Here is a 22,057-nt window from a genome sequence, read left to right as displayed (position 1 = left end):
AGCCCGAACATGGCTGATTGCAACCGTGAAAAACGCAGGGATTTTGGTGGGGCAGGGAAACAGCAATAAAAAAGGCCGCATCAGCGGCCTTTTAGGGAAGAGTAAAACTTAGTGTTTGTGCTCAACCGGATGACCGTGTTCCAGGTCACCTTTGTTCTTACTGAAGCGGCGACGTACCACCACGAAGAACACCGGAACGAAGAAGATAGCCAGCGCGGTCGCTGTTACCATCCCGCCCATTACGCCGGTACCTACCGCGTTCTGTGCGCCAGAACCCGCACCGGTGCTGATCGCCAGCGGCATTACGCCGAGGATAAAGGCGAGTGAGGTCATCAGAATCGGACGCAGACGCATACGGGATGCTTCCAGCGTGGATTCCACCAACCCTTTACCTTCCTTCTCCATCAAATCCTTGGCGAATTCGACAATCAGGATGGCGTTCTTCGCCGACAATCCTATGGTAGTCAACAAGCCCACCACAAAGTAGACGTCGTTACTTAAGCCACGCAGCGTGGTGAAGATCAGTGCGCCGACAACACCCAGCGGTACCACCAACATGACCGAGAACGGAATCGACCAGCTCTCATACAGCGCGGCCAGACACAGGAACACCACAATCAGTGAGATAGCATACAGCGCCGGAGCCTGGTTACCTGACAAGCGTTCCTGATAGGACATGCCGGTCCAGTCGTAACCGATACCCGCCGGCAGTTTTCCTGCCAACTCTTCCATCAGGTTCATGGCATCACCGGAGCTCTTGCCTGGCGCAGCCTGGCCCAGAATCTCCATCGATGGCAAGCCGTTGTAACGTTCCAGACGCGGTGAACCGTACTGCCACTTCGCCGAAGAGAAGGCGGAGAACGGTACCATGGTGCCGCCGCTGTTGCGCACGTACCATTTACTGATATCGTCCGGCAACATACGTGAATCGGCCTTGCCCATAACGTACACCTTCTTCACGCGACCGCGGTCGATGAAGTCGTTGACGTAAGAACCGCCCCATGCTGAAGCCAGGGTGGTATTGATGTCCGACAGCGACACACCCAGCGCCTGCGCTTTCTCCTGATCGATGATCAGTTTGTACTGCGGCGTATCTTCCATGCCGTTTGGACGCACACCTACCAGCGTATCCGAATGCTGAGCGATCATGCCAAACAGCTGGTTACGCGCGGCGGTCAGCTTCTCGTGACCCAGGTTACCCTGATCGGTCAGCATGAAGTCGAAGCCGGTGGCGTTACCCAGTTCGATAATTGCTGGCAGGTTGAACGGGAACACCATCGCATCTTTGATTTGACCGAGCGCCTGCATGGCACGACCGGCAATCGCAGGCACTTTCAGGTTGGCATCGCCACGCTCATCCCACGGCTTGAGGCTGACGAACGCAATACCGGTGTTCTGTCCACGACCGGCGAAGCCGAAGCCGTTAACGGTAAACACGGAATTAACGCTGTCTTTCTCTTTGGTCAGGAAGTAATCCGTCACCAGATCCAATACTTTCTGGGTACGTTCCTGGGTAGCACCGGCTGGCAATTGCGCCTGCGCCAGTAACAAACCCTGATCCTCTTCCGGCAGGAATGAGGTAGGCAGTTTCAGGAACAGGTACGCCATGCCGACCACGATCACCAGATAAATCAGCAGGTAACGGCCGGTGCTGCGAATGATATGACCAACACTGTCAACGTAGTGGTTGGTGCTCTTATCAAACAGGCGGTTAAACCAGCCGAAGAAACCGGTGGTTTTGCCGTGAGCGCCTTTCTCCACCGGCTTCAGCATGGTGGCACAAAGCGCAGGCGTCAGGATCAACGCCACCAGCACCGACAGCGCCATCGCCGAAACGATGGTGATGGAGAACTGGCGATAAATGACGCCGGTTGAACCACCGAAGAACGCCATTGGAATAAATACCGCTGACAGCACCAAAGCAATACCGACCAATGCGCCCTGAATCTGCTCCATCGAACGTTTGGTCGCTTCTTTCGGCGGTAAGCCTTCTTCCGCCATTACACGTTCGACGTTCTCTACCACCACGATGGCGTCATCCACCAGCAGCCCGATGGCGAGCACCATCCCGAACATCGTCAGGGTGTTTATCGAGTAGCCAAAGGCACTGATGATCGCAAAGGTTCCGAGCAACACAACAGGAACGGCGATGGTTGGAATCAGCGTCGCACGGAAGTTCTGCAGGAACAGATACATCACCAGGAACACCAGCACGATCGCTTCGAACAGCGTTTTCACCACTTCGAAAATCGAAATTTTCACAAACGGTGTGGTGTCGTACGGATAAACCGTTTTCATGCCTGCCGGGAAGAACGGCTCCAGTTTCGCCAGTTCCGCTTTCACCGCATCGGCGGTGTCCAGTGCATTAGCGCCGGTGGCCAGTTTGATACCGATACCGGAAGCCGGTTTGCCGTTATAACGCGCGATGATCTCGTAGTTTTCACCACCGAGTTCAATCTTCGCCACGTCACGCAGACGTACCTGCGAACCATCCTGATTCACTTTCAGCAGAATATTGCCGAACTCATCTGTCGATGTCAGACGGGTTTGCGCAATGATCGAGGCATTCAGCTGTTGGCCCGGTACAGGTGGCGTACCGCCCAACTGACCCGCGGCGATCTGGGTGTTCTGGACTTTCAGCGCGTTGATCACATCCACTGGTGTCAGTGAATAGTTGTTCAGCTTGTGTGGGTCCAGCCAGATGCGCATCGCATACTGCGCACCAAACACCTGGGTATCACCGACACCCGGCATACGGCTGACCGGATCTTTGATGTTTGAAGCAACATAGTCAGAAATATCATTCTGCGTCATGGTGCCGTCATCACTGACAAAACCCGCCACCATCAGGAAGCTGCTAGAGGATTTCTTAACCTGAATACCCTGTTGCTGTACTTCCTGTGGCAGTAACGGCGTGGCCAGCTGCAGTTTGTTCTGCACCTGAACCTGCGCGATATCGGCATCAGTACCGGATTGGAAGGTCAGCGTCAGCGTCAATGTACCCGACGAGTCACTGCTCGAGGACATATACATCAGTCCATCGATACCGTTCATGTTTTGCTCGATGACCTGCGTCACCGAATCTTGCAGCGTTTTCGCATCAGCACCTGGATAGGTGGCCTGGATTTCAACCGCCGGCGGTGCAACATTGGGATATTGCTCAATCGGCAGGCTGATAATCGATAGCACACCAGCCAACATGATGATGATGGCGAGCACCCACGCAAAAATGGGGCGATCAATAAAGAACTTAGCCATGTATCAGTGGCTCCTGTTATGACGATGATTTAGCAGACGGTGATTCTGGTGCAGCTTTGGCATCATCGGAGACTTCTTTTGGCGTCACCTGCACACCCGGTTTGGCACGCTGGATACCGGTGGTGATCACCCGATCGCCTTCTTTTAGACCTTCCGTCACCAGCCATTTGTCGCCAAATGCCTGATTAGCGGTGATGTTACGCGATTCCACTTTATTATCTGCGCCAACCACCATTGCGGTTGCCTGACCGGTTGGGGTGCGTGTTACGCCCTGTTGCGGCACCAGCAGTGCGGTGGGATTGGTGCCCTCATCCAGACGCGCACGAACAAACATGCCTGGCAGCAGGCGATTGTCCGGGTTCGGGAAGATGGCGCGCAGCGTGATCGAGCCGGTGGTTTCATCCACGCTCACATCAGAGAATTCCAATGTGCCTGTCTGCGGGTATGCGTTACCGTTTTGCATCAGCAGGGTGACGTTGGCCTTACCGTCGTTCTGTTTCAGCTGACCGGATTCCAGCTCTGCGCGCAGACGCAGGAAATCATCACTGGATTGGGTCACATCGACATACATAGGATCGAGCTGTTGCACGGTCGCCAGGGCAGTGGTTTGCCCGTTGGAAACCAGCGCACCTTCGGTTACCGACGATTTACCAATACGACCGCTGATGGGTGACGTCACTTTGGTATACGCCAGATTGATGCGCGCAGTTTCGACGTTGGCACGTGCAGCCTGGGCGGCTGCAGCAGTCTGAGCTGCGGTGCCTGCGGCGGTGTCATAGTCCTGCTGACTGATGTACTTGGTACCCAGCAGCGGCTTATAGCGAGTAATGGTTAACTGCGCAACACGCGCATTGGCTTCAGCCTGGGCGAGATCCGCTTTAGCGCTGTCGTAGGCCGCCTGATAGGTGGCTGGATCAATCTGATACAGCGACTGACCGGCTTTTACATCACTACCTTCAACAAAATTACGCTTGAGGATAATTCCTGACACCTGAGGGCGCACTTCCGCAACGCGGAAAGCCGAGGTACGGCCCGGCAGCTCGGTGGTAATTTTCAAGGGTTCGTTTTTTAACGTTACAACACCCACTTCTGGGGGCTGCTGCTGGGCGGCTTGCTGGGATTTATTATCATCACATCCTGTTAACACAAAGCTGCCTGATAGCATCAGGACGGCCGCCAGAGGCGCTAATCCTCTGTTTTTATTCATAAATAAACCTCTAGTGTCCGATATCAAATGATCAATGGATCACAAACCGATAAACCCATTGCTGCGTTAAAACACGGGTCATGCTATGGTACATACATTCACAAATGTATGTAAACTTACAAGTTTGTAAAAAAAGCCCAGCATGGCACGAAAAACCAAAGCGCAAGCTCTTGAAACACGGCATCAAATTCTTGACGCCGCATTAGCACACTTTTCCGAACATGGTGTGGCCGCCACGTCTCTGGCGGATATCGCAACAGCGGCCGGCGTCACGCGCGGGGCTATCTACTGGCATTTCAAAAATAAAGCCGATCTCTTACAGGAAATCTGGCTGCGTTGTGACGCTGGGCTGGACGATGTGGAACTTGAGTATCAGACAAAATACCCGGGCGATCCACTTTCTGTTGTTCGTTCTATGTTGATCTATATCCTTGACGCCACAGCAAAGGATCCGCAAAGACGCGCATTAATGGAGATTATCTTTCACAAATGTGAGTTTGTTGGCGAAATGTCGACGTTACAGGATATGCAGCAGAGCTTACTGCAAGCGTGTTACGATCGAATTGAAACTGTACTACGTCTTTGTATTGATGCCAGCCAATTGCCTGCGAACCTGAATACGCGTCAGGCGGCGCTACTGATGCGCGGCTATATCAATGGCATGATGGAAAGCTGGCTGTTCAACCCGCAAAGTTTTGATTTGGCAGCCGATGCGCCTCAGCTGGTGGATGCGTTTCTTGATATGTTGCGCCTGAGTCCAACGCTGCTTAGTCGGCCTTGATTTCCGCCGCTTGTTTCTGCTCATAATCCCGCTGAACAATCGCCAACGCAGCCAGCACGGTGGCGGTGGGAACATTATTCTCTTCAAGCAGTTGAATCAGATCGACGGCAAGTTTGATTTCGTCTGGTGCGCTCTCCAGTGACATTCTTTCTCCTAAATACGTAATTTCGCCGCGACCAGCAGCATTAACAGTGCGCCCAGCAGCGCGCTGGCAAAACCGGCTGGATGCAAGGCGGCCAGATCGCCGGTGGTGAAGTAGGTGGCGATATAGCCGCCAATCAGCGCGCCAATCACCGCCAGCACCAGCGTCGGCACAAATCCTCCCGGACGACCGGGAAAAATCACCCGCTTAAGCCAGCCTGCGGCTAAACCGATCACAATCCAAAAAACCAGCGTCATGATTTTTCTCCTTTTTCTCACCGCAATGAGTATAGAGGAAAAAGCGCCGCGTTTAGCGCGGCATAGACGGCAACTCCAGTTTGTAGATAGCGGCGCGGCAGCGTGCCAGGCGCTCCTGCAGCTGATCGACTTCGCGAATCAACTGCTGCTGAACACTGAGGGTTTCGGCGCGCGCCAGATGCTGCTCGCGCTGCTGAATCATCGCCAGTAAGCGCTTTTCGTAACCCTGATACTCTTCACGCTTGGCCTGGCGTGCATCGACACGTGGCCGCTCGCGCTTGACGCGCAGCTGCTGGCTCTGGCATTCGCGCTGCAAGGCGGCAATTTGATCCAGCACTTTCTCCGCCAGCCATTGACGGCGCGCCACATCAGTGTCAGCAGCGGTTAACTGCGTCACATTGCCTTCCAGTTCGCGCAGATAATCCGCCAGACGCGTGCCGCTGGTGCGAAACAGGTGAGAATCAAAACGGGGCTGACGACAGGCACCATCCGGCTGCTGCGCAATCTGCTGGCGCAGTAACTCTAACATGGCATGGAGACGTTGCTGGGCGGGCGGTTGGGGCATCACTCTGTTTCCGACTGTGTTAACGTAACGCTGTTTTTGACTTATTCAGGCATCAGGCATGCAGCGCATTTTACTACTGAGCCTTGGCTGGCTGGCGATTGTGCTAGGTACGCTGGGCATTGTATTACCTTTATTACCTACGACGCCATTTGTGTTGCTGGCGGCCTGGTGTTTTGCCCGCTCGTCGCCGCGTTTCCATCATTGGTTGCTGTGGAAGTCGCCGTTTGGCCGCTATATTCGCCACTGGCAGCAGCATCGTGCCATGCCGCCCGGCGCCAAAGGGCGCGCCATGTTGCTGATTGTGATTACCTTTTCGGTGTCCCTTTATTTAGTAAACCTGCTGTGGGTGCGCATCCTGTTAGGCGCGATGCTGTGCCTGCTGCTGCTTTTTATGTGGCGCATTCCGGTTGTAACCGAGGATGCCAACCCGCCACAACAGTAGCGTGAGGGTTGCATTTAGCCGGGTATTTGCATAGATTTGGGCATCTTCGTGCGTGGCTTCCCTTATAAACGACTTCGCTTAACCCGGTTTCCGGGGTTTGGCGCTAGAGAAGCTGCGCGTATTAGATATTTTCTCCAGGCGTAACATTTATGACCGCAACTGCGCAGCAGCTTGAACTCATCAAAAACAGCATTAAAAGCATTCCTGACTATCCGAAGCCGGGCATTCTGTTCCGTGACGTGACCAGTCTGATGGAAGATCCGCAGGCGTATGCCGCGTCGATCGCCATTCTGGTGGAGCGTTATCGTAACAAAGGCATCACCAAGGTGGTGGGAACGGAAGCGCGTGGCTTCCTGTTTGGCGCACCGGTGGCGCTGGGTTTGGGCGTGGGTTTTGTGCCGGTGCGTAAGCCGGGCAAACTGCCGCGTGACACCTTCAGCGAAAGCTACGAGCTGGAGTACGGCACCGATGCGCTGGAACTGCACAAAGATGCCATCAAACCAGGCGATGTGGTGCTGGTGGTGGACGATCTGCTGGCGACTGGCGGCACGCTGGAAGCAACGGTGAAACTGATCCGCCGCGCCGGTGGTGAAGTGAAAGACGCCGCATTCGTGATTAATCTGTTTGACCTGACCGGCGAAGCCCGCCTGACTGCCATGGGCGTCGAGTGCTTCAGCCTGGTGAATTTCCCCGGCCACTAAGGCCTGCGCGCTCCGCTGTACGGCGGGGCGCCACCTCTGCAAAGTTAGTGGTTGCTGATCCGCTGGTGGCTGTTAAACTACTGCCAAAATAAACAGGGTTTGCGAAGCTGCATTTTCTCCCTTCTCCCTAAATTCCAGTGATTGAATCCACATGAGCTATCAGGTACTTGCGCGAAAATGGCGTCCCCAGGCCTTCGCTGACGTAGTCGGTCAGGAACATGTGCTGACTGCGCTGGCCAACGGGTTGTCACTGGGACGAATCCATCATGCTTATCTCTTTTCTGGCACACGCGGCGTCGGGAAAACCTCGATCGCCCGTCTGCTGGCGAAGGGGCTTAACTGTGAAACCGGCATCACGTCAACGCCGTGCGGGCAATGCGATAACTGCCGCGAAATCGAGCAGGGCCGTTTTGTCGATCTGATTGAGATCGATGCCGCATCACGCACCAAAGTTGAAGATACGCGCGATCTGCTCGATAACGTGCAGTACGCGCCGGCGCGCGGTCGCTTCAAGGTCTATCTGATCGATGAAGTGCACATGCTGTCGCGCCACAGCTTCAACGCGCTGCTTAAAACGCTGGAAGAGCCGCCATCGCACGTTAAATTCCTGCTGGCGACCACCGATCCGCAGAAGCTGCCTGTGACGATTCTGTCCCGCTGCCTGCAATTCCACCTCAAAGCGCTCGACGTGGAGCAAATCCAGCAGCAGCTGGCGCATGTGTTGCAGCAGGAGCAGATTGCTGCCGAACCGCGTGCGCTGCATCTGCTGGCACGCGCCGCTGACGGCAGCATGCGCGATGCGCTGAGCCTGACCGACCAGGCGATTGCCATGGGGCAGGGCAGCGTAACGCGTGACACCGTGGCACAAATGCTCGGCACGCTTGACGATGAACAGCCGCTGGCGCTGATTGAAGCGCTGGTGGATGGCCAGGGCGAACAGGTGATGGCGCTGCTGAATCAGGCCGCGTCGCGTGGGGTTGAGTGGGAAGCGCTGCTGGTCGAGATGCTGCGTTTACTGCACCGCATTGCGATGGTGCAGCTGCTGCCAAGCTCGCTCAGCGAGGACGATCTCAGCCAGGCCGATCGCCTGCGCGAGTTAGCGCGCGTGCTGCCACCGGCTGACGTGCAGCTCTATTACCAAACGTTGTTGATGGGACGTAAAGATCTGCCGCTGGCACCGGATCGGCGCTTAGGCGTAGAGATGACGCTGCTGCGTGCGCTGGCGTTCCATCCGCAGGCAACGATTGCGGAGCCGGTGGCGCGTCCCACCTTGACGCCACAAGCTGCGCCGCAGGTTGCTGCGCCACAAGCCGCAGCGAAAGCCGCGCCCGCACCGGCTGCGCAGCCGCAGATGGCACCGCCAAACCCTGACGCGCCGCCGGTGTCGGATGATTATCCAGACATGCAGCCCGCGCCCGATCCGTTACCTGACTCCACCAGCCAGTTGTTACAGGCGCGAACGCAGTTGCTGCGTCAGGGAGCCGGCAAAGCAAAAAAGAGTGAGCCGGCAGCGCGTTCCGCGCGGCCGGCGAATCCGGCGCTGGAACGTCTCGCTAGCGTCACTGAACGTGTGCAACAACGTGCGTCCGAACCCACGGTAAAAGCCCCGGCCAAACCGGAAGCTTATCGCTGGAAAACGCAGCTGCCGGTGGAGGTTAAAGCGGAGCCGGTGGCGACGCCAAAAGCCTTGCGTTCGGCACTGGAGCATGAGAAAACCCCTGAGCTGGCGCTGCGTCTGGCGGAAGAAGCCCAGCAGCGCGATGCGTGGGCTGCTGAAATCGCCGCGCTGACGCTACCGAAACTGGTGCAGCAAGTGGCGCTCAATGCGTGGAAAGAGGTGGGCGAAGCCGGCGTTACGCTGCATCTGCGCAGCAGTCAGCGCCATCTGAATTCAGCTTCTGCCAGGCAGGCGCTGGCGGAAGCGCTGAGTCAGTCTGCCGGTCAGCCGGTTGAATTGACGATTATTGAAGACGATAATCCTACGGTATTGACGCCACTGGAGTGGCGCCAGGCCATTTATGAAGAGAAGCTGTCGCAGGCGCGACAGTCGATCGAAAGCGATACCCATATTCAGACATTGCGTCGATTCTTCGATGCCGATTTGGATGAAGAGAGTATTCGACCGGTGTGAACATGCTGCCGCGCGTCAACTGCGCGCAGCCCCAGCAGAGAGAGAAAACTATGTTTGGTAAAGGCGGATTGGGCAACCTGATGAAACAGGCCCAGCAGATGCAAGACAAAATGGCCAAAGTGCAGGAAGAGATCGCCGCGATCGAAGTGACCGGTGAATCAGGCGCTGGCTTGGTTAAAGTAACCATCAACGGTGCGCACAACTGCCGTCGTGTTGAAGTCGATCCTAGCTTGCTGGAAGATGACAAAGACATGCTGGAAGATCTGATCGCCGCGGCCTTCAACGATGCGGCACGCCGTATTGACGAAACGCAGAAAGAGAAGATGGCTGCGGTCTCTTCAGGTATGCAGCTGCCGCCTGGCTTCAAGATGCCGTTCTGATGCAAACCAGTCCACTGCTTGAATCTTTGATGGAGTCGTTGCGCTGCCTGCCGGGCGTTGGCCCGAAGTCGGCGCAGCGTATGGCTTTTCAGCTGTTGCAGCGCGATCGTAGCGGTGGCATGCGTCTGGCGCAGGCATTGACCCGCGCCATGTCGGAAATCGGTCACTGCGCCGATTGCCGTACCTTCACCGAACAGGAAATCTGCACCATCTGCGCCAATCCGCGTCGTCAGCAAAACGGCCAGATTTGTGTGGTGGAGAGCCCGGCAGATATCCACGCCATTGAGCAGACCGGCCAGTTTGGCGGCCGCTACTTTGTGCTGATGGGGCACTTGTCACCGCTGGATGGCATTGGGCCACAGGATATCGGCCTGGATCGGCTGGAGCAGCGTCTCGAGCGCGAAACCTTAACCGAAGTGATCCTCGCCACCAATCCCACGGTGGAAGGGGAAGCCACGGCCAACTACATCGCCGAGCTGTGCGGACAATATGGCGTTGATGCCAGCCGCATTGCACACGGTGTGCCGGTCGGTGGTGAGCTGGAAATGGTCGATGGCACCACGCTGTCGCACTCGCTCGCCGGACGCCACAAGATTAATTTCTAATCACTTGCCGATGTCTTCACAGACATCGGCTTGAAATCCTCTCCTTCATCCCCATTTCTCTCTCAACGTATCATCAACCCCGATTCAGTTGAGGTAGCAATGACCATGAAAGGACAAGAGACGCGTGGCTTCCAGTCAGAGGTAAAACAACTTCTGCACCTGATGATCCATTCACTCTATTCAAATAAAGAGATTTTCCTGCGCGAGCTGATTTCCAACGCTTCAGATGCCGCCGACAAACTGCGCTTCCGCGCGCTGTCGACGCCCGATCTGTATGAAGGCGACGGCGACCTGCGCGTACGTATCTCGGTCAATCCGGAAAATCGCACGCTGACGCTCAGCGATAACGGCATCGGTATTCGCCGTGATGAGGTGATTGAGAACCTCGGCACCATCGCTAAATCCGGCACCAAATCCTTCCTCGAATCTATGGGCTCCGACCAGGCGAAAGACAGCCAGCTGATCGGCCAGTTCGGCGTGGGCTTCTACTCTGCGTTCATTGTGGCGGATAAAGTCACCGTGCGCACCCGCGCCGCCGGCGCTAAAGCCGATGAAGCGGTGTTCTGGGAATCTGCTGGCGAAGGCGAATATACGCTGGCAGAGATTGAGAAAGCCGATCGCGGTACCGAAATTACGCTGCACTTCCGTGAAGGCGAAGATGATTTCCTCGATGCGTGGCGCGTGCGTAACGTGATCAGCAAATACTCCGATCACATCGCGCTGCCGGTGGAGATTGAAAGCAAAGACGAAGAGAGCGACACCACCACCTGGGAAAAGATCAACAAAGCCCAGGCGCTGTGGACGCGCAACAAGTCTGAGATCAGCGACGACGAGTACAACGAGTTCTACAAACATATCGCCCACGATTTCAGCGATCCGGCGATCTGGAGCCACAACCGCGTGGAAGGTAAGCAGGAATACACCAGCTTGCTGTATATCCCGGCGCGTGCGCCGTTCGACATGTGGAACCGCGACAGCAAGCACGGCCTGAAACTCTACGTACAGCGCGTGTTCATCATGGACGATGCCGAGCAGTTCATGCCGAACTACCTGCGCTTCGTGCGTGGTTTGATAGATTCCAACGATCTGCCGCTGAACGTATCGCGTGAAATCCTGCAGGACAGCCGTGTGACCCAGAGCCTGCGTGGCGCGCTGACCAAGCGTAGCCTGCAGATGTTAGAGAAGCTGGCGAAAGACGACGCGGAAAAATATCAGCAGTTCTGGAAAGAGTTCGGTCTGGTACTGAAAGAAGGTCCAGCCGAAGACAACGCTAACCAGCAACAGATTGCCAAACTGCTGCGTTTCGCCACCAGCCAGAGCGAAAGCGCAGAGCAGACCGTTTCGCTCGACGATTACGTGACGCGCATGGTGGAAGGTCAGGACAAGATTTACTACATCACCGCCGACAGCTATGCCGCCGCGAAGAGCAGCCCGCATCTGGAACTGTTCCGCAAAAAAGGCATCGAGGTGCTGCTGCTCTCCGATCGTATCGACGAATGGATGATGAGCTACCTCACCGAGTTCGACGGCAAAACCTTCCAGTCAGTCAGCAAAGCGGATGATTCGCTGAGCAAACTGGCCGATGAAGAGACCGAAGAGCAGAAAGAAGCAGAGAAGGCGCTGGAGCCATTCGTTGAGCGCGTAAAAACGCTGCTGGGCGAGCGTGTGAAAGAGGTGCGTCTGACGCATCGTCTCACCGACACGCCAGCGATCGTCACCACCGATGCTAACGAAATGACCACGCAGATGGCGAAGCTGTTTGCCGCGGCCGGTCAGGACGTGCCGGACGTGAAGTACATTTTCGAGATCAATCCGGATCATACGCTGGTGAAACGCGTGGCTGATACCCAGGACGAGACGCGCTTTGCCGAGTGGGTTGAGCTGCTGCTGGATCAGGCGCTGCTCGCCGAGCGCGGTACGCTTGACGATCCAAACCAGTTTATCCGTCGCATGAACCAGTTGCTGACGGCGTAATCGCACCAAACCCGAAAGGTCGCCATTCATGGCGACCTTTTTTATATCTGCGCTTAAATCTGCGCCTGATCCCGCAACCAGTCGCGAAACAACGTAATCTCTGCATCGTGCTGACGCGAAATCTTGGTCATCATCAACGTGGCGCGATCGACGCGCACAAAGCCCAGTGGCGCGATCAAGGTGCCGTCACTCAACTCCTGACGCACCAGCAAGCGTGGTGCCATAATCACGCCCAATCCGTTTCTCGCCGCCTGAATGGCTAACGTCAAATTATCGAAATGCTTGCCGATCCAGTAATTGCCGCGTACCCCGCTGGTTTTCGCCCATTCGGCCCACGCATGCAGCCGCGTATCGGCGTGCAGCAGCGGCAGTGAGGCGAGATCCTGCTCGCTTTGAAAGCGGGCGGCAAACTGCGGGGCGCACAGTGGGCCGATGTAATCATCGCTGATCAAGGTGGCATCAATATCGTCATCCGGCGACTGCTCGGCGCTGAGAATCAGCACATCGGTATGCTCGCTGCGCAGCTGGTCAATCTCTACCAGCGGCTGAAACTGCACTTCAATATCGGGATAGCGCTGATAGAAGCTGGCGATGCGCGGAATTAGCCACTGCGAGAGAAAGCTGGGCGCGCAGGAGACGCTGATATGATGGCGCATGCCGGTACGGATGCTTTCGCAGGTGGTGGAGAGCTCGCTAAAGGCTTTCTGACAACTCACCAGCAAACGTTCACCGTGTGAGGTTAATTTGACGCGTCCATTGGTACGCACAAACAGCGGCTTCCCCATCCAGCTCTCCAGCTGTCGAACCTGATGGCTGATGGCGCTATGGGTGACATGCAGACGTTCGGCCGCTACGCTAAAACTGCTGAACAGTGCCGCCTGGTGGAAATAGTGCAGTGCACGTAACGATGGAAGCACGGTCATACTCGTCCCCTGTGTAAAAACCTAACAGGGATTGTCAGTTTATATCATTTTAATGTCCAGCCGCATTGGCCTAACCTTTCCCCCAGATTCTGGCAGGTTGACGGCTACGGCTCTCTGTGTTTTACGCCGACTATCACCGCAGGTTTCACCTCCCACACACAGCATAATAACCAGAGACATACCACGCGATGGCTCCACAACTTGCTTCTGCCAGGGCGGCGGCGGCGCGCGATAAGCTTCGCGGCTCGCTTTCCCGCTATTACCGGCTTGAAAATTTCGATCTCTTCTTCGCACCCTCTTTGCATATCTCGCGAGTGCTGCTTTCCCAGCTGTTTCTCCGTCAGGAGCAATCACGTAATCACACGCGCTATGCCTCGCACTATCCGGTTAGTGAACTGAGCGTGCTGCCCACTTTGCCGATGACGGCGGGCAACATTGCGCTGGTGGATCATGTTGATATGCAGCAAGGTCGCGTGCGTGCGTTGAGCGAATGTCAAAGCCACGGCGTCACCGATGCATCGGAGTCGTTTGCCACGCAGCTACACAAACGGCTGGTGAGCGATGCGCGACTGTTTGTCGCCCGCCTTGATCGCCATTCGGCGTTATGCGGCGATCTGGTGTTAATCGCATTGCGCACCGCCGATTTCAGCACATTGGTGCGCAGCGAGCTGCGGCTGTTTGAGCAAGGATTAGCGCTCGGTGGCGCGCCAGAACAGGCGCTGGCAATGATGAAGGACAATGAATGGCGTCCGTACAATATTGCGATGGTGGAAAAAATCGCGCTCGACTCGCCATTCATCCTGCACTCCATTCAGCAACCGGGTTTACCCTTTGCACTTTTTCCGCTGCCGAAAGGCCTTAATGCCAGTGAATTGCCGCAGGATATTCAGGTGCTGCCCGAACAGGCGCAATTACGCTTGCGCGCCGACGTGCGCGGCGGGGTCAACAAACAGCTGAACGTCACACCCGCACTGAAAAAACGCCTCAAAGACCTACTCATGCTTAGCCGTGATTCCTAAAAACGGGCACTCTGCTGGTATTTGCTGGCAAAGCAGGTCAAAGTAGACCTTTCGTGGCGAGCGCGCCCGTTTCCTTGTGGTGCGCGGGCCATAATGGTATGTTCTTCGCCTTCTCAGATTGAACAATGCGATTCGCAAGGGGAATTACGCAATGCGTATTATTCTGCTCGGAGCTCCGGGCGCAGGTAAAGGCACTCAGGCTCAATTCATCATGGAGAAATACGGTATTCCGCAAATCTCCACCGGTGACATGTTACGTGCGGCAGTAAAAGCAGGTACGGAACTGGGCCAACAGGCAAAAGCGATCATGGATGCCGGTAAACTGGTGACTGACGAGCTGGTGATTGCGCTGGTTAAAGAGCGTATCGCGCAGGAAGACTGCAAAAACGGTTTCCTGCTCGATGGCTTCCCACGCACTATCCCGCAGGCTGACGCGATGAAAGAAGCGGGCATCAAGGTTGACTACGTGCTGGAGTTCGCTGTACCCGACGAGCTGATTGTGGATCGTATTGTTGGTCGTCGCGTACACACGCCATCGGGCCGCGTTTATCACGTCACTTACAATCCACCAAAAGTGGAAGGTAAAGATGACCTGACTGGCGAAGAGCTGACCACGCGTAAAGATGACCAGGAAGAGACCGTGCGTAAGCGTCTGGTAGAATACCATCAACTGACTGCGCCGCTGATTGCCTACTACGGCAAAGAAGCGCAAGACGGCAACACCGAATATCACAAAATCGACGGCACGCGTCCTGTCGCCGAAGTGAGCACGCAATTGGCCACGATTCTCGGTTAATGCGTTGAGGGGCCGGTTGTCCGGCCCTTTTGCAGCAATTGCTTTCCCCTCCTTCAATTTCCGCTACAATTTCCCCCTGATTTTGCACTCGACCCATTCGTTTCGACATCAAGGAAATACCATGAGGCAAGAAAAGCCCGGGGTTTTGCTGGTTAACTTAGGCACACCAGACGCACCCACAACACCTGCGGTTAAACGCTATCTGAAACAATTCCTCGGCGATCCACGAGTGGTTGATACACCGCGCTTACTGTGGTGGCCGATTCTCAATTTCATCATCGTGCCTTTCCGTTCGCCACGCGTATCGAAACTGTATGCTTCCGTATGGATGGATGAAGGATCACCGCTGATGGTGTTCAGCAAGCGTCAGCGTGAAGCATTGGCGCAGCGCCTTGATATGCCGGTTGAACTCGGTATGAGCTACGGCCAGCCAAGCCTCGACAGCGCGCTGAAGCGCTTGCTGGATCAGGGCGTGACCAAACTCATCGTGCTGCCGCTCTATCCGCAGTTCTCCTGCTCGACGGTTGCCGCAGTATGGGATGGCTTAGCCACCAGCTTTAAACCACTGCGCTCGCTGCCAGAAGTGGCGTTTATCCGTGATTACGCGGAGCATCCGGCTTACATCGCCGCGCTGAAAGCCTCGGTTGAGCGCTCGTTTGCGCTGCATGGCGAACCGGATCTGCTGGTGCTGTCCTATCACGGCATTCCGCAGCGTTTCGCCAATGAAGGCGATGATTATCCGCTGCGTTGCAAAGACACCACCGATGCGCTGGCCGCGGCGTTGGGCATTGCGCCGCACAAGATCATGATGACCTTCCAGTCACGCTTTGGTCGCGAGCCGTGGCTGACACCGTACACCGATGAAACCATGAAAAGTTTGCCGGCCAAAGGCATCAAGCACGTGCAGGTGATGAGTCCGGGCTTTGCGGCGGATTGTCTTGAAACGCTGGAGGAGATCAGCGGTGAGAACTGCGAGATCTTCCTGCATGCCGGCGGCGAAAAGTTCGAGTACATTCCTGCGCTCAACGCCGATGCGGAGCACATTGAAATGATGGTGCAGCTGGTCAACGCGCGCCGTTAAGGGTGTGGCAGAGAGTGTGATATCATTCTCTGCCTGATTTTCCCTGACGGCACTCTCGATGAAATTTCCCGGCAAACGCAAATCCAAACACTATTTCCCCGTCAACGCGCGCGATCCGCTGCTGCAAGCCACGCAGCAAGAGCAGGAAGAGGGCAGTTGGGTGGTGGGTATCGACCAGACGCTGGTGGATATTGAAGCCAAAGTCGACGACGACTTTCTGCAGCGTTACGGTTTAAGCGCCGGTCACTCGCTGGTGATCGACGATGCTACCGCCGAGGCGCTCTACAACGAACTGATGCGCGAAGCGCTCATCAGCCATCAATTTGCCGGTGGCACCATCGGAAACACCCTGCATAACTACTCGGTGCTGGCGGATGACCGCTCGGTACTGCTCGGCGTGATGTGCAATAACATCCAGATCGGCGGCTACGCCTATCGCTACCTGTGCAACACCTCCAGCCGCATGGATCTGAACTTCCTGCAGGGCGTTGATGGCGCGATTGGCCGCTGCTTCACGCTGATTGGCGAGCAGGGCGAACGTACCTTCGCCATCAGCCCCGGCTTGATGAACCAGCTGCAGGCCAACAGCATTCCGGAAGAGGTGATTGCGGGCGCATCCGCGCTGGTGCTGACTTCCTATCTGGTGCGTTGCCAGCCGGGCGAACCGATGCCGGAAGCCACCTTGCGTGCCATCGAATACGCTAAAAAACACAACGTGCCGGTGGTATTGACGCTCGGCACCAAATATGTGATTCAGGATAACCCGCAGTTCTGGCGCGATTTCCTGCGCGATCACGTCTCGATTGTGGCGATGAACGAAGAAGAAGCCTTTGCCTTAACCGGCGAGCAGGATCCGCTGCTGGCGTCGAATATGGCGCTGGATTGGGTGGATTTGGTGCTGTGCACCGCCGGGCCAACCGGTTTGTACATGGCCGGTTTCACCGAAGAAGAGTACAAGCGCAAAACCAACCATCCGCTGCTGCCGGGCGCGCTGGCCGAGTTCAACCAATATGAATTCAGCCGCGCGATGCGCCACAAGGATTGCGATCAGCCGCTGCGCATCTTCTCGCATATCGCGCCATATATGGGCGGGCCAGAGAAGATCATGAACACCAACGGCGCGGGCGATGGTGCGCTGGCGGCGCTGCTGCATGACATCACCGCCAACAACTTCCACCGTCAAAAAGTGCCTAACTCCAGCAAACACGGCCGCGCCTACCTGACTTATTCGTCACTGGCACAGGTGTGTAAATACGCTAACCGGGTGAGTTATCAGGTGCTGAACCAGCATTCACCGCGTCTGACGCGCGGCCTGCCGGAGCGGGAAGACAGTTTAGAAGAGTCATACTGGGACAGATAAAACGTAGGGTCGCCATTTATGGCGACCTTCCCAATGACCGCACTCACTTAAATCGGGCACTCACGCACAATCGGGTTCTGCGCAATCTCTTCTTCCAGCACATGCAACATGCTGTTAGCGATCTCACGTTCGCCCATCACCACGCGATTCGCGCCGCGCTCCATAATGTAGGTCACTTCATCGTCATAATGCGCACGCGCAATAATCTCAATATCCGGACGCTTCTCGCGCGCTGCCGTCACCACTTCACCGGCTTCGTAGCCATTGGGAATGGTCAGCAGCAGCCAGCGGGCGCAGTCGAGGCGCGCTAATTCCATGGTATCCACGCGCGCCGCATTGCCCAGCACCGCTTTGATCCCTTGCTCGCGCAGTGCTTCAACGCGCGGGCGCGAGTTCTCAACCACCACCAGCGGCACATCCGCTTCCATCAACTTTTGTCCCAGCAGGCTGCCGACGCGGCCATAACCGACCAAAACCGCGTGATTGCAGATATCCACCGGAATCTGCTTCTCTTCTTCGATAGCTTCTTCCAGCGTCTGCTCTTCGATGGTTTCGGTTTTGTCGAGGTAACGTTCCAGCACGCTAAACAGAATCGGGTTAAGCATGATGGAGAGAATCGCCGCCGCCAGCACCAGATTGCGGCCTTCCTCGCTCAGCATGCCGAGCGAGATGCCGAGACCGGCGAGAATAAAGGCGAATTCACCAATCTGCGCCAGGCTCACCGAAATGGTCATCGCGGTACGACGTGAATGGCCAAGCAGCGTCACCAGCAGCCAGGCAGCAATAGATTTACCCAGCACGATAATCGCCAGCGCGCCAAGCACCGCCAGCGGTTGCTCAATCAGGATCATCGGATCAAACAGCATGCCGACGGACACAAAGAACAGGACGGCGAAGGCATCGCGCAACGGCAAGGTATCGTGCGCCGCGCGGTGGCTAAGTTCAGATTCGTTCAGCACCATGCCGGCAAAGAAGGCACCGAGGGCGAAGGAGACATCAAAGAATTCGACGGCGCCAAAGGCGATACCGAGCGCCAGCGCTAACACCGCAAGAGTAAACAGCTCTCGCGAACCGGTCGCGGCACTTTTTGCCAGAATCCACGGCACCACGCGACGGCCCACCACCATCATCAGCACCATAAAGGCGACGACTTTACCGATGGTCAGCAGCAGATCCCACAACAGCAGCGTTGGGCTGGCGTTGCCCTGTTCCAGCATGCCGGCGATGGCTGGCAGCAGCACCAGCGTCAGCACCATCACCAAATCTTCCACGATCAACCAGCCAATGGCGATTTGCCCGCGCTGGCTATCAATCAGCTGTCGCTCTTCCAATGCGCGCAGCAGCACCACGGTACTGGCGGTGGAAAGACACAAACCAAATACCAGGCCGGTCATCCACGACCAGCCCATTGTCCAGGAAAGTCCCATTCCCAGCAGCGTCGCCACGGCGATTTGCGCGATGGCGCCAGGAATGGCGATGGACTTTACCGACATCAAATCCTTCAGCGAGAAGTGCAAACCGACGCCGAACATCAGCAGAATAACGCCGAGTTCAGCCAGTTCAGGGGCAAGGTTGGTATCCGCGACAAAGCCTGGCGTGAAAGGGCCGGCCAGGACGCCAGCCAGAAGATAACCGACCAGCGGTGAGATGCGCAGGCGGTTTGCCAGCATACCAAGGAGAAATGCGAGGACCAGTCCCCCGACAATGGTAGTGATCAACGGTGTGGTGTGATGCATGCCTGTCTCCTTGTGTGCAAATGTATCCGCTTGTAACAACCTAGTGTAATGCACAATCACTCACCGCGTTTAAACATTTGAGCGGTTAAAGCCCACTAAATTGAAAAAATGAGACTAAAACGCAGCTGAAGCTCCATTTTCGTCAGTTATCTCACGATATCGGCTGGAAATACGCAGAATGAAGGGTGGCGCGGAAAAAATAGTTGCAGTGGGAAATTGGCTTCGCAGCAGGGGTTGTTACGGTTAAAGCGGTCCTAAGTCGATAAAGTCACCGCCAGGTGTAGAATTGGGTTGTCAGTCCCAGCGAGAAGCGAATTTAAAAATGCTGGTCGTCACGCTGTGCCATGATGCAATGCGTGTTTCATCTTGAGTTAGCCAGCCATCTGTGCGACACAGAAGGGCGATAACGCACATTATGTCCACCGCTAAGTGGAAAAACGCAGAATAAGGAGATCGACTTTGTTTTTATCACCGCGAAAAGGGCGCTGGCTGGCGCTGACAGTGTTACTGCTGCCGATGCTGGCGCAGGCGTGGCAAACGGATCGCAGTTATCGTTTCAGCATTCTGCACACCAACGATCATCACGGACGTTACTGGCCCAACGCGCAGGGCGAATATGGCCTCGCCGCACAGAAAACCCTGATGGATCAACAGCGCTATGATGTGCAGGCCAAAGGCGGCGGCGCGCTGATCCTGTCGGCGGGCGATGTGAACACCGGCGTGCCAGAGTCAGACATGCTGGATGCTGAACCCGACATTCGCGGCATGAACCTGGTGGGCTATGACGCCATGGCGCTGGGCAACCACGAATTCGATAAACCGCTGAGCGTGCTGCAAAAGCAGCAGAAGTGGGCCAAGTTTCCGTTCCTTTCAGCTAACATCTATCAAAAAGGCACCGACACGCGCTTATTTAAGCCGTGGGCAACCTTTAACCGCATGGGGCTGAAGATTGCAGTGATCGGCCTGACCACCACCGACACGCTGCGCATCGCCAATCCGGAAAACATTGCAACGATTGATATTCGCGATCCGGTGAAAGAGACCGAAAAAGCGGTGGCGGAACTACGCGCCAGCGAAAAGCCTGATGTCATCATCGCGCTGACACACATGGGTCACTACGACGACGGTCAGCACGGCAGCAATGCGCCGGGTGACGTGGAGCTGGCGCGTAGCCTGCCGCCGGGTACCATCAACGTGATCATTGGCGGCCATTCGCAGGATGCGGTGTGCATGGAGAAAGAGAACGTCAGCGTAAAAGATTATCAGCCAGGCCAGCCCTGCCAGCCGGATCGGCAAAACGGCGTGTGGATCATGCAGGCAAAAGAGTGGGGCAAATTTGTTGGGCGCGGCGACTTCACCTTCCGCAATGGTGAGCTGACGCTGGAGAATTACCAGCTGATCCCGGTCAACCTCAAGCATAAAGTAAAGAATCTTGATGGCAGCGAATCCTGGCTTACCTGGCAGGAAGAGATCCCGAAAAACAGCGCGATGATGAAGCTGTTAACGCCGTATCAACTGCGTGCTGGCAAGAAACTGGATGTCAAAGTCGGCAGCAGCGACGGCGTGTTTGTCGGTGAGCGCGACAAGGTACGCTTTGAGCAGACCAATCTTGGGCAGCTAATTTTGCGCGCCCAAATGGCGGCGACCAAAGCGGACTTTGCGGTGATGAGCGGCGGTGGCATTCGCACTTCGCTGGCGCCAGGCAATCTCAGCTGGCGCGATTTGTTGCAGGTGCAGCCGTTTGGCAATCAGGTGGTGTCGGTGACGCTGAAGGGTAATGAAGTGATGAATTATCTGGCGACGGTTGCCAATATTAAAGTGGACTCCGGCGGCTTCGCGCAGTTCAGCAACATCAGCCTGGTGGCGGATGGTAAAGGCGTTAGCGACGTGAAGATTAATGGCGAACCGCTGCAAAAGGATAAAACCTACCGCATGGCGACTAACAGCTTTAACGCCAGCGGCGGCGATGGTTATCCGAACATTGAAACCCATGCTGGCTTCAGCAACAGCGGGCAGCGCGATGCGGATGTGCTGCGTGATTATGTCAGCCAGCATTCACCGCTGAAGGTAGCGGATTATCAACCTGGCGGGATTGTGCATCTGACGGCAGCACAAATTGAAGAGCGCAACAAAGCGCTGGAGAAGCAACGCAAACCAAGCTACCCGCAAATGATTCTGGCGTGGATCTGGCCGCGCGCCGCACAACATTGAACTCTGCGCTCGTAGGTCGCCATTTATGGCGACCACTTTTTATATGCACATCAGGCCCGACAGGATTTCTGCGTCACCCAACGGTGGCGCAACTTATCCCACATCCAGTTGTAAACCATGGTATAGGGCAGGAAGAACAGGAAGAACGCCACTTCTAGCACAAAGGCTTCCAGCAGCGAAATATTCAGCATCCAGGCGGCAATCGGCAAGCCAATCAGGATAAAACCGCCTTCAAAGCCTAGCGCATGCATGGCGCGTAAACCGAATCCGCGTTTCACCTGCGGCGGCCAGATGCGATCAAAGCCGGTGTTATAGATCATGTTCCACAGCATGGCGACGGTCGACAGCATAATCGCCAGCGCGCCCATCTGAAACAGCGGTTTCTCCATGATCCAGGCAGCCAGCGGCGCAACAGTGATAAGTGCTAACCCTTCAAAGCCTGCGGCATGACAAAAACGTTCTTTCAGCGAACGGGTACGCATATAAAC

20 protein-coding genes and 1 other annotated feature are annotated in these 22,057 nt (G+C 55.9%); of the genes, 12 read left to right on the top strand and 8 right to left on the bottom strand.

The features are described 5' to 3' along the window. Nucleotides 1-108: 108 nt before the first annotated feature. Together K5Y30_RS07280 and K5Y30_RS07275 are read right to left on the bottom strand one after the other, a co-directional pair. Nucleotides 109-3,258 (bottom strand): efflux RND transporter permease subunit, encoded by a 3,150-nt coding sequence (locus tag K5Y30_RS07280; protein ID WP_222210803.1) that lies wholly within the window; start codon nucleotides 3,256-3,258, stop codon nucleotides 109-111. Nucleotides 3,259-3,274: 16 nt separating this feature from the next. Next, nucleotides 3,275-4,465: an efflux RND transporter periplasmic adaptor subunit gene (locus K5Y30_RS07275; RefSeq protein WP_222210802.1), complete on the bottom strand. Its 1,191-nt coding sequence runs from the start codon at nucleotides 4,463-4,465 to the stop codon at nucleotides 3,275-3,277. 142 nt (nucleotides 4,466-4,607) lie between these two features. Here K5Y30_RS07275 and acrR point away from each other — a divergent pair, with 142 nt between their 5' ends. Then, complete coding sequence (acrR, locus tag K5Y30_RS07270) at nucleotides 4,608-5,246, top strand: multidrug efflux transporter transcriptional repressor AcrR (protein WP_110867732.1); 639 nt, start codon at nucleotides 4,608-4,610, stop codon at nucleotides 5,244-5,246. Here the strand turns inward: acrR and rsmS are convergent. From rsmS to priC, 3 genes are read right to left on the bottom strand one after another with little or no spacing between them, the layout of a single operon-like run. Then, complete coding sequence (rsmS, locus tag K5Y30_RS07265; protein WP_176971286.1) at nucleotides 5,233-5,391, bottom strand: pleiotropic regulatory protein RsmS; 159 nt, start codon at nucleotides 5,389-5,391, stop codon at nucleotides 5,233-5,235. The two genes, acrR and rsmS, sit on opposite strands and share 14 nt — an antisense overlap. An 8-nt stretch (nucleotides 5,392-5,399) precedes the next feature. After that, a complete protein-coding gene (locus K5Y30_RS07260; protein ID WP_008103884.1) occupies nucleotides 5,400-5,645 on the bottom strand; it encodes a GlsB/YeaQ/YmgE family stress response membrane protein in 246 nt (81 codons plus the stop codon). A 52-nt stretch (nucleotides 5,646-5,697) separates the two neighbouring features. Next, nucleotides 5,698-6,210, bottom strand: a complete 513-nt coding sequence (gene priC / locus K5Y30_RS07255; RefSeq protein ID WP_222181564.1) for a primosomal replication protein PriC — start codon at nucleotides 6,208-6,210, stop codon at nucleotides 5,698-5,700. A 58-nt stretch (nucleotides 6,211-6,268) separates the two neighbouring features. On the opposite strand from priC, the gene K5Y30_RS07250 reads away from it, so the two are divergent. From K5Y30_RS07250 to htpG, 6 genes are all read left to right on the top strand, one after another. Continuing rightward, the gene (locus K5Y30_RS07250; protein ID WP_222181565.1) at nucleotides 6,269-6,652 is read left to right on the top strand and encodes a DUF454 family protein; all 384 of its coding nucleotides are present in this window, start codon (nucleotides 6,269-6,271) and stop codon (nucleotides 6,650-6,652) included. Nucleotides 6,653-6,801: 149 nt separating this feature from the next. Further along, nucleotides 6,802-7,353, top strand: coding sequence for an adenine phosphoribosyltransferase (gene apt, locus K5Y30_RS07245; RefSeq protein WP_101762398.1), 552 nt, complete (start codon nucleotides 6,802-6,804; stop codon nucleotides 7,351-7,353). Between the two features lie 151 nt (nucleotides 7,354-7,504). Beyond that, the gene (dnaX, locus tag K5Y30_RS07240; RefSeq protein WP_192236697.1) at nucleotides 7,505-9,484 is read left to right on the top strand and encodes a DNA polymerase III subunit gamma/tau; all 1,980 of its coding nucleotides are present in this window, start codon (nucleotides 7,505-7,507) and stop codon (nucleotides 9,482-9,484) included. Next, nucleotides 8,826-8,887 (top strand) — a sequence feature (DnaX frameshifting element). It overlaps the preceding gene by 62 nt. 50 nt (nucleotides 9,485-9,534) lie before the next feature. Then, the gene (locus K5Y30_RS07235) at nucleotides 9,535-9,864 is read left to right on the top strand and encodes a YbaB/EbfC family nucleoid-associated protein (RefSeq protein WP_008103874.1); all 330 of its coding nucleotides are present in this window, start codon (nucleotides 9,535-9,537) and stop codon (nucleotides 9,862-9,864) included. Continuing rightward, a complete protein-coding gene (gene recR, locus K5Y30_RS07230; protein WP_008103873.1) occupies nucleotides 9,864-10,469 on the top strand; it encodes a recombination mediator RecR in 606 nt (201 codons plus the stop codon). The genes K5Y30_RS07235 and recR overlap by 1 nt, the downstream gene beginning before the upstream one ends. Nucleotides 10,470-10,568: 99 nt before the next feature. Then, nucleotides 10,569-12,443, top strand: a complete 1,875-nt coding sequence (gene htpG, locus K5Y30_RS07225) for a molecular chaperone HtpG (RefSeq protein WP_222210801.1) — start codon at nucleotides 10,569-10,571, stop codon at nucleotides 12,441-12,443. A gap of 53 nt (nucleotides 12,444-12,496) precedes the next feature. Here the strand turns inward: htpG and K5Y30_RS07220 are convergent, their stop codons facing one another. Then, nucleotides 12,497-13,366: a LysR substrate-binding domain-containing protein gene (locus tag K5Y30_RS07220; protein WP_222210800.1), complete on the bottom strand. Its 870-nt coding sequence runs from the start codon at nucleotides 13,364-13,366 to the stop codon at nucleotides 12,497-12,499. Nucleotides 13,367-13,554: 188 nt separating this feature from the next. Here K5Y30_RS07220 and K5Y30_RS07215 point away from each other — a divergent pair, with 188 nt between their 5' ends. The 4 genes from K5Y30_RS07215 (at nucleotide 13,555) to K5Y30_RS07200 (ending at nucleotide 17,622) form a co-directional block, all read left to right on the top strand. After that, a complete protein-coding gene (locus K5Y30_RS07215; RefSeq protein ID WP_222210799.1) occupies nucleotides 13,555-14,385 on the top strand; it encodes a DUF6024 family protein in 831 nt (276 codons plus the stop codon). Nucleotides 14,386-14,536: 151 nt separating this feature from the next. Continuing rightward, the gene (gene adk, locus K5Y30_RS07210; protein ID WP_008103865.1) at nucleotides 14,537-15,181 is read left to right on the top strand and encodes an adenylate kinase; all 645 of its coding nucleotides are present in this window, start codon (nucleotides 14,537-14,539) and stop codon (nucleotides 15,179-15,181) included. 121 nt (nucleotides 15,182-15,302) lie between these two features. Beyond that, nucleotides 15,303-16,262, top strand: a complete 960-nt coding sequence (gene hemH / locus K5Y30_RS07205; RefSeq protein WP_101762393.1) for a ferrochelatase — start codon at nucleotides 15,303-15,305, stop codon at nucleotides 16,260-16,262. Between the two features lie 58 nt (nucleotides 16,263-16,320). After that, nucleotides 16,321-17,622, top strand: a complete 1,302-nt coding sequence (locus K5Y30_RS07200; protein WP_222181569.1) for an inosine/guanosine kinase — start codon at nucleotides 16,321-16,323, stop codon at nucleotides 17,620-17,622. Nucleotides 17,623-17,669: 47 nt separating this feature from the next. Here K5Y30_RS07200 and ybaL read toward each other — a convergent pair whose 3' ends face one another. After that, nucleotides 17,670-19,358 carry a YbaL family putative K(+) efflux transporter gene (gene ybaL, locus K5Y30_RS07195; RefSeq protein WP_101762391.1) on the bottom strand — a complete coding sequence of 563 codons (1,689 nt, stop codon included), beginning with the start codon at nucleotides 19,356-19,358 and terminating at the stop codon, nucleotides 17,670-17,672. Nucleotides 19,359-19,817: 459 nt separating this feature from the next. Between ybaL and ushA the strand changes: the two genes are divergently transcribed. Next, entirely contained in the window at nucleotides 19,818-21,569 is a 1,752-nt protein-coding gene (gene ushA / locus K5Y30_RS07190) for a bifunctional UDP-sugar hydrolase/5'-nucleotidase UshA (protein WP_222210798.1), read from the top strand. Between the two features lie 50 nt (nucleotides 21,570-21,619). Here ushA and K5Y30_RS07185 read toward each other — a convergent pair whose 3' ends face one another. Beyond that, a complete protein-coding gene (locus K5Y30_RS07185) occupies nucleotides 21,620-22,051 on the bottom strand; it encodes a multidrug/biocide efflux PACE transporter (RefSeq protein ID WP_192236693.1) in 432 nt (143 codons plus the stop codon). Nucleotides 22,052-22,057: the final 6 nt, after the last annotated feature.

The sequence above is a fragment of the Pantoea sp. DY-5 genome, assembly GCF_019795955.1.
GTDB classification, from domain to species: Bacteria; Pseudomonadota; Gammaproteobacteria; order Enterobacterales; family Enterobacteriaceae; genus Pantoea; species Pantoea leporis.
This window is presented reverse-complemented; position numbering and strand designations above follow the sequence as displayed.

Excerpts from the sequence above, each read along its gene's own strand:
- htpG (WP_222210801.1), top strand. The coding sequence starts at position 10,569 with ATGACCATGAAAGGACAAGAGACGCGTGGCTTCCAGTCAGAGGTAAAA.
- K5Y30_RS07200 (WP_222181569.1), top strand. The coding sequence starts at position 16,321 with ATGAAATTTCCCGGCAAACGCAAATCCAAACACTATTTCCCCGTCAAC.
- dnaX (WP_192236697.1), top strand. The coding sequence starts at position 7,505 with ATGAGCTATCAGGTACTTGCGCGAAAATGGCGTCCCCAGGCCTTCGCT.
- K5Y30_RS07275 (WP_222210802.1), bottom strand. The coding sequence starts at position 4,465 with ATGAATAAAAACAGAGGATTAGCGCCTCTGGCGGCCGTCCTGATGCTA.
- apt (WP_101762398.1), top strand. The coding sequence starts at position 6,802 with ATGACCGCAACTGCGCAGCAGCTTGAACTCATCAAAAACAGCATTAAA.
- K5Y30_RS07235 (WP_008103874.1), top strand. The coding sequence starts at position 9,535 with ATGTTTGGTAAAGGCGGATTGGGCAACCTGATGAAACAGGCCCAGCAG.
- rsmS (WP_176971286.1), bottom strand. The coding sequence starts at position 5,391 with ATGTCACTGGAGAGCGCACCAGACGAAATCAAACTTGCCGTCGATCTG.
- K5Y30_RS07280 (WP_222210803.1), bottom strand. The coding sequence starts at position 3,258 with ATGGCTAAGTTCTTTATTGATCGCCCCATTTTTGCGTGGGTGCTCGCC.
- K5Y30_RS07250 (WP_222181565.1), top strand. The coding sequence starts at position 6,269 with ATGCAGCGCATTTTACTACTGAGCCTTGGCTGGCTGGCGATTGTGCTA.
- acrR (WP_110867732.1), top strand. The coding sequence starts at position 4,608 with ATGGCACGAAAAACCAAAGCGCAAGCTCTTGAAACACGGCATCAAATT.
- ybaL (WP_101762391.1), bottom strand. The coding sequence starts at position 19,358 with ATGCATCACACCACACCGTTGATCACTACCATTGTCGGGGGACTGGTC.
- K5Y30_RS07260 (WP_008103884.1), bottom strand. The coding sequence starts at position 5,645 with ATGACGCTGGTTTTTTGGATTGTGATCGGTTTAGCCGCAGGCTGGCTT.
- K5Y30_RS07215 (WP_222210799.1), top strand. The coding sequence starts at position 13,555 with ATGGCTCCACAACTTGCTTCTGCCAGGGCGGCGGCGGCGCGCGATAAG.
- priC (WP_222181564.1), bottom strand. The coding sequence starts at position 6,210 with ATGCCCCAACCGCCCGCCCAGCAACGTCTCCATGCCATGTTAGAGTTA.
- hemH (WP_101762393.1), top strand. The coding sequence starts at position 15,303 with ATGAGGCAAGAAAAGCCCGGGGTTTTGCTGGTTAACTTAGGCACACCA.
- K5Y30_RS07185 (WP_192236693.1), bottom strand. The coding sequence starts at position 22,051 with ATGCGTACCCGTTCGCTGAAAGAACGTTTTTGTCATGCCGCAGGCTTT.
- adk (WP_008103865.1), top strand. The coding sequence starts at position 14,537 with ATGCGTATTATTCTGCTCGGAGCTCCGGGCGCAGGTAAAGGCACTCAG.
- K5Y30_RS07220 (WP_222210800.1), bottom strand. The coding sequence starts at position 13,366 with ATGACCGTGCTTCCATCGTTACGTGCACTGCACTATTTCCACCAGGCG.
- recR (WP_008103873.1), top strand. The coding sequence starts at position 9,864 with ATGCAAACCAGTCCACTGCTTGAATCTTTGATGGAGTCGTTGCGCTGC.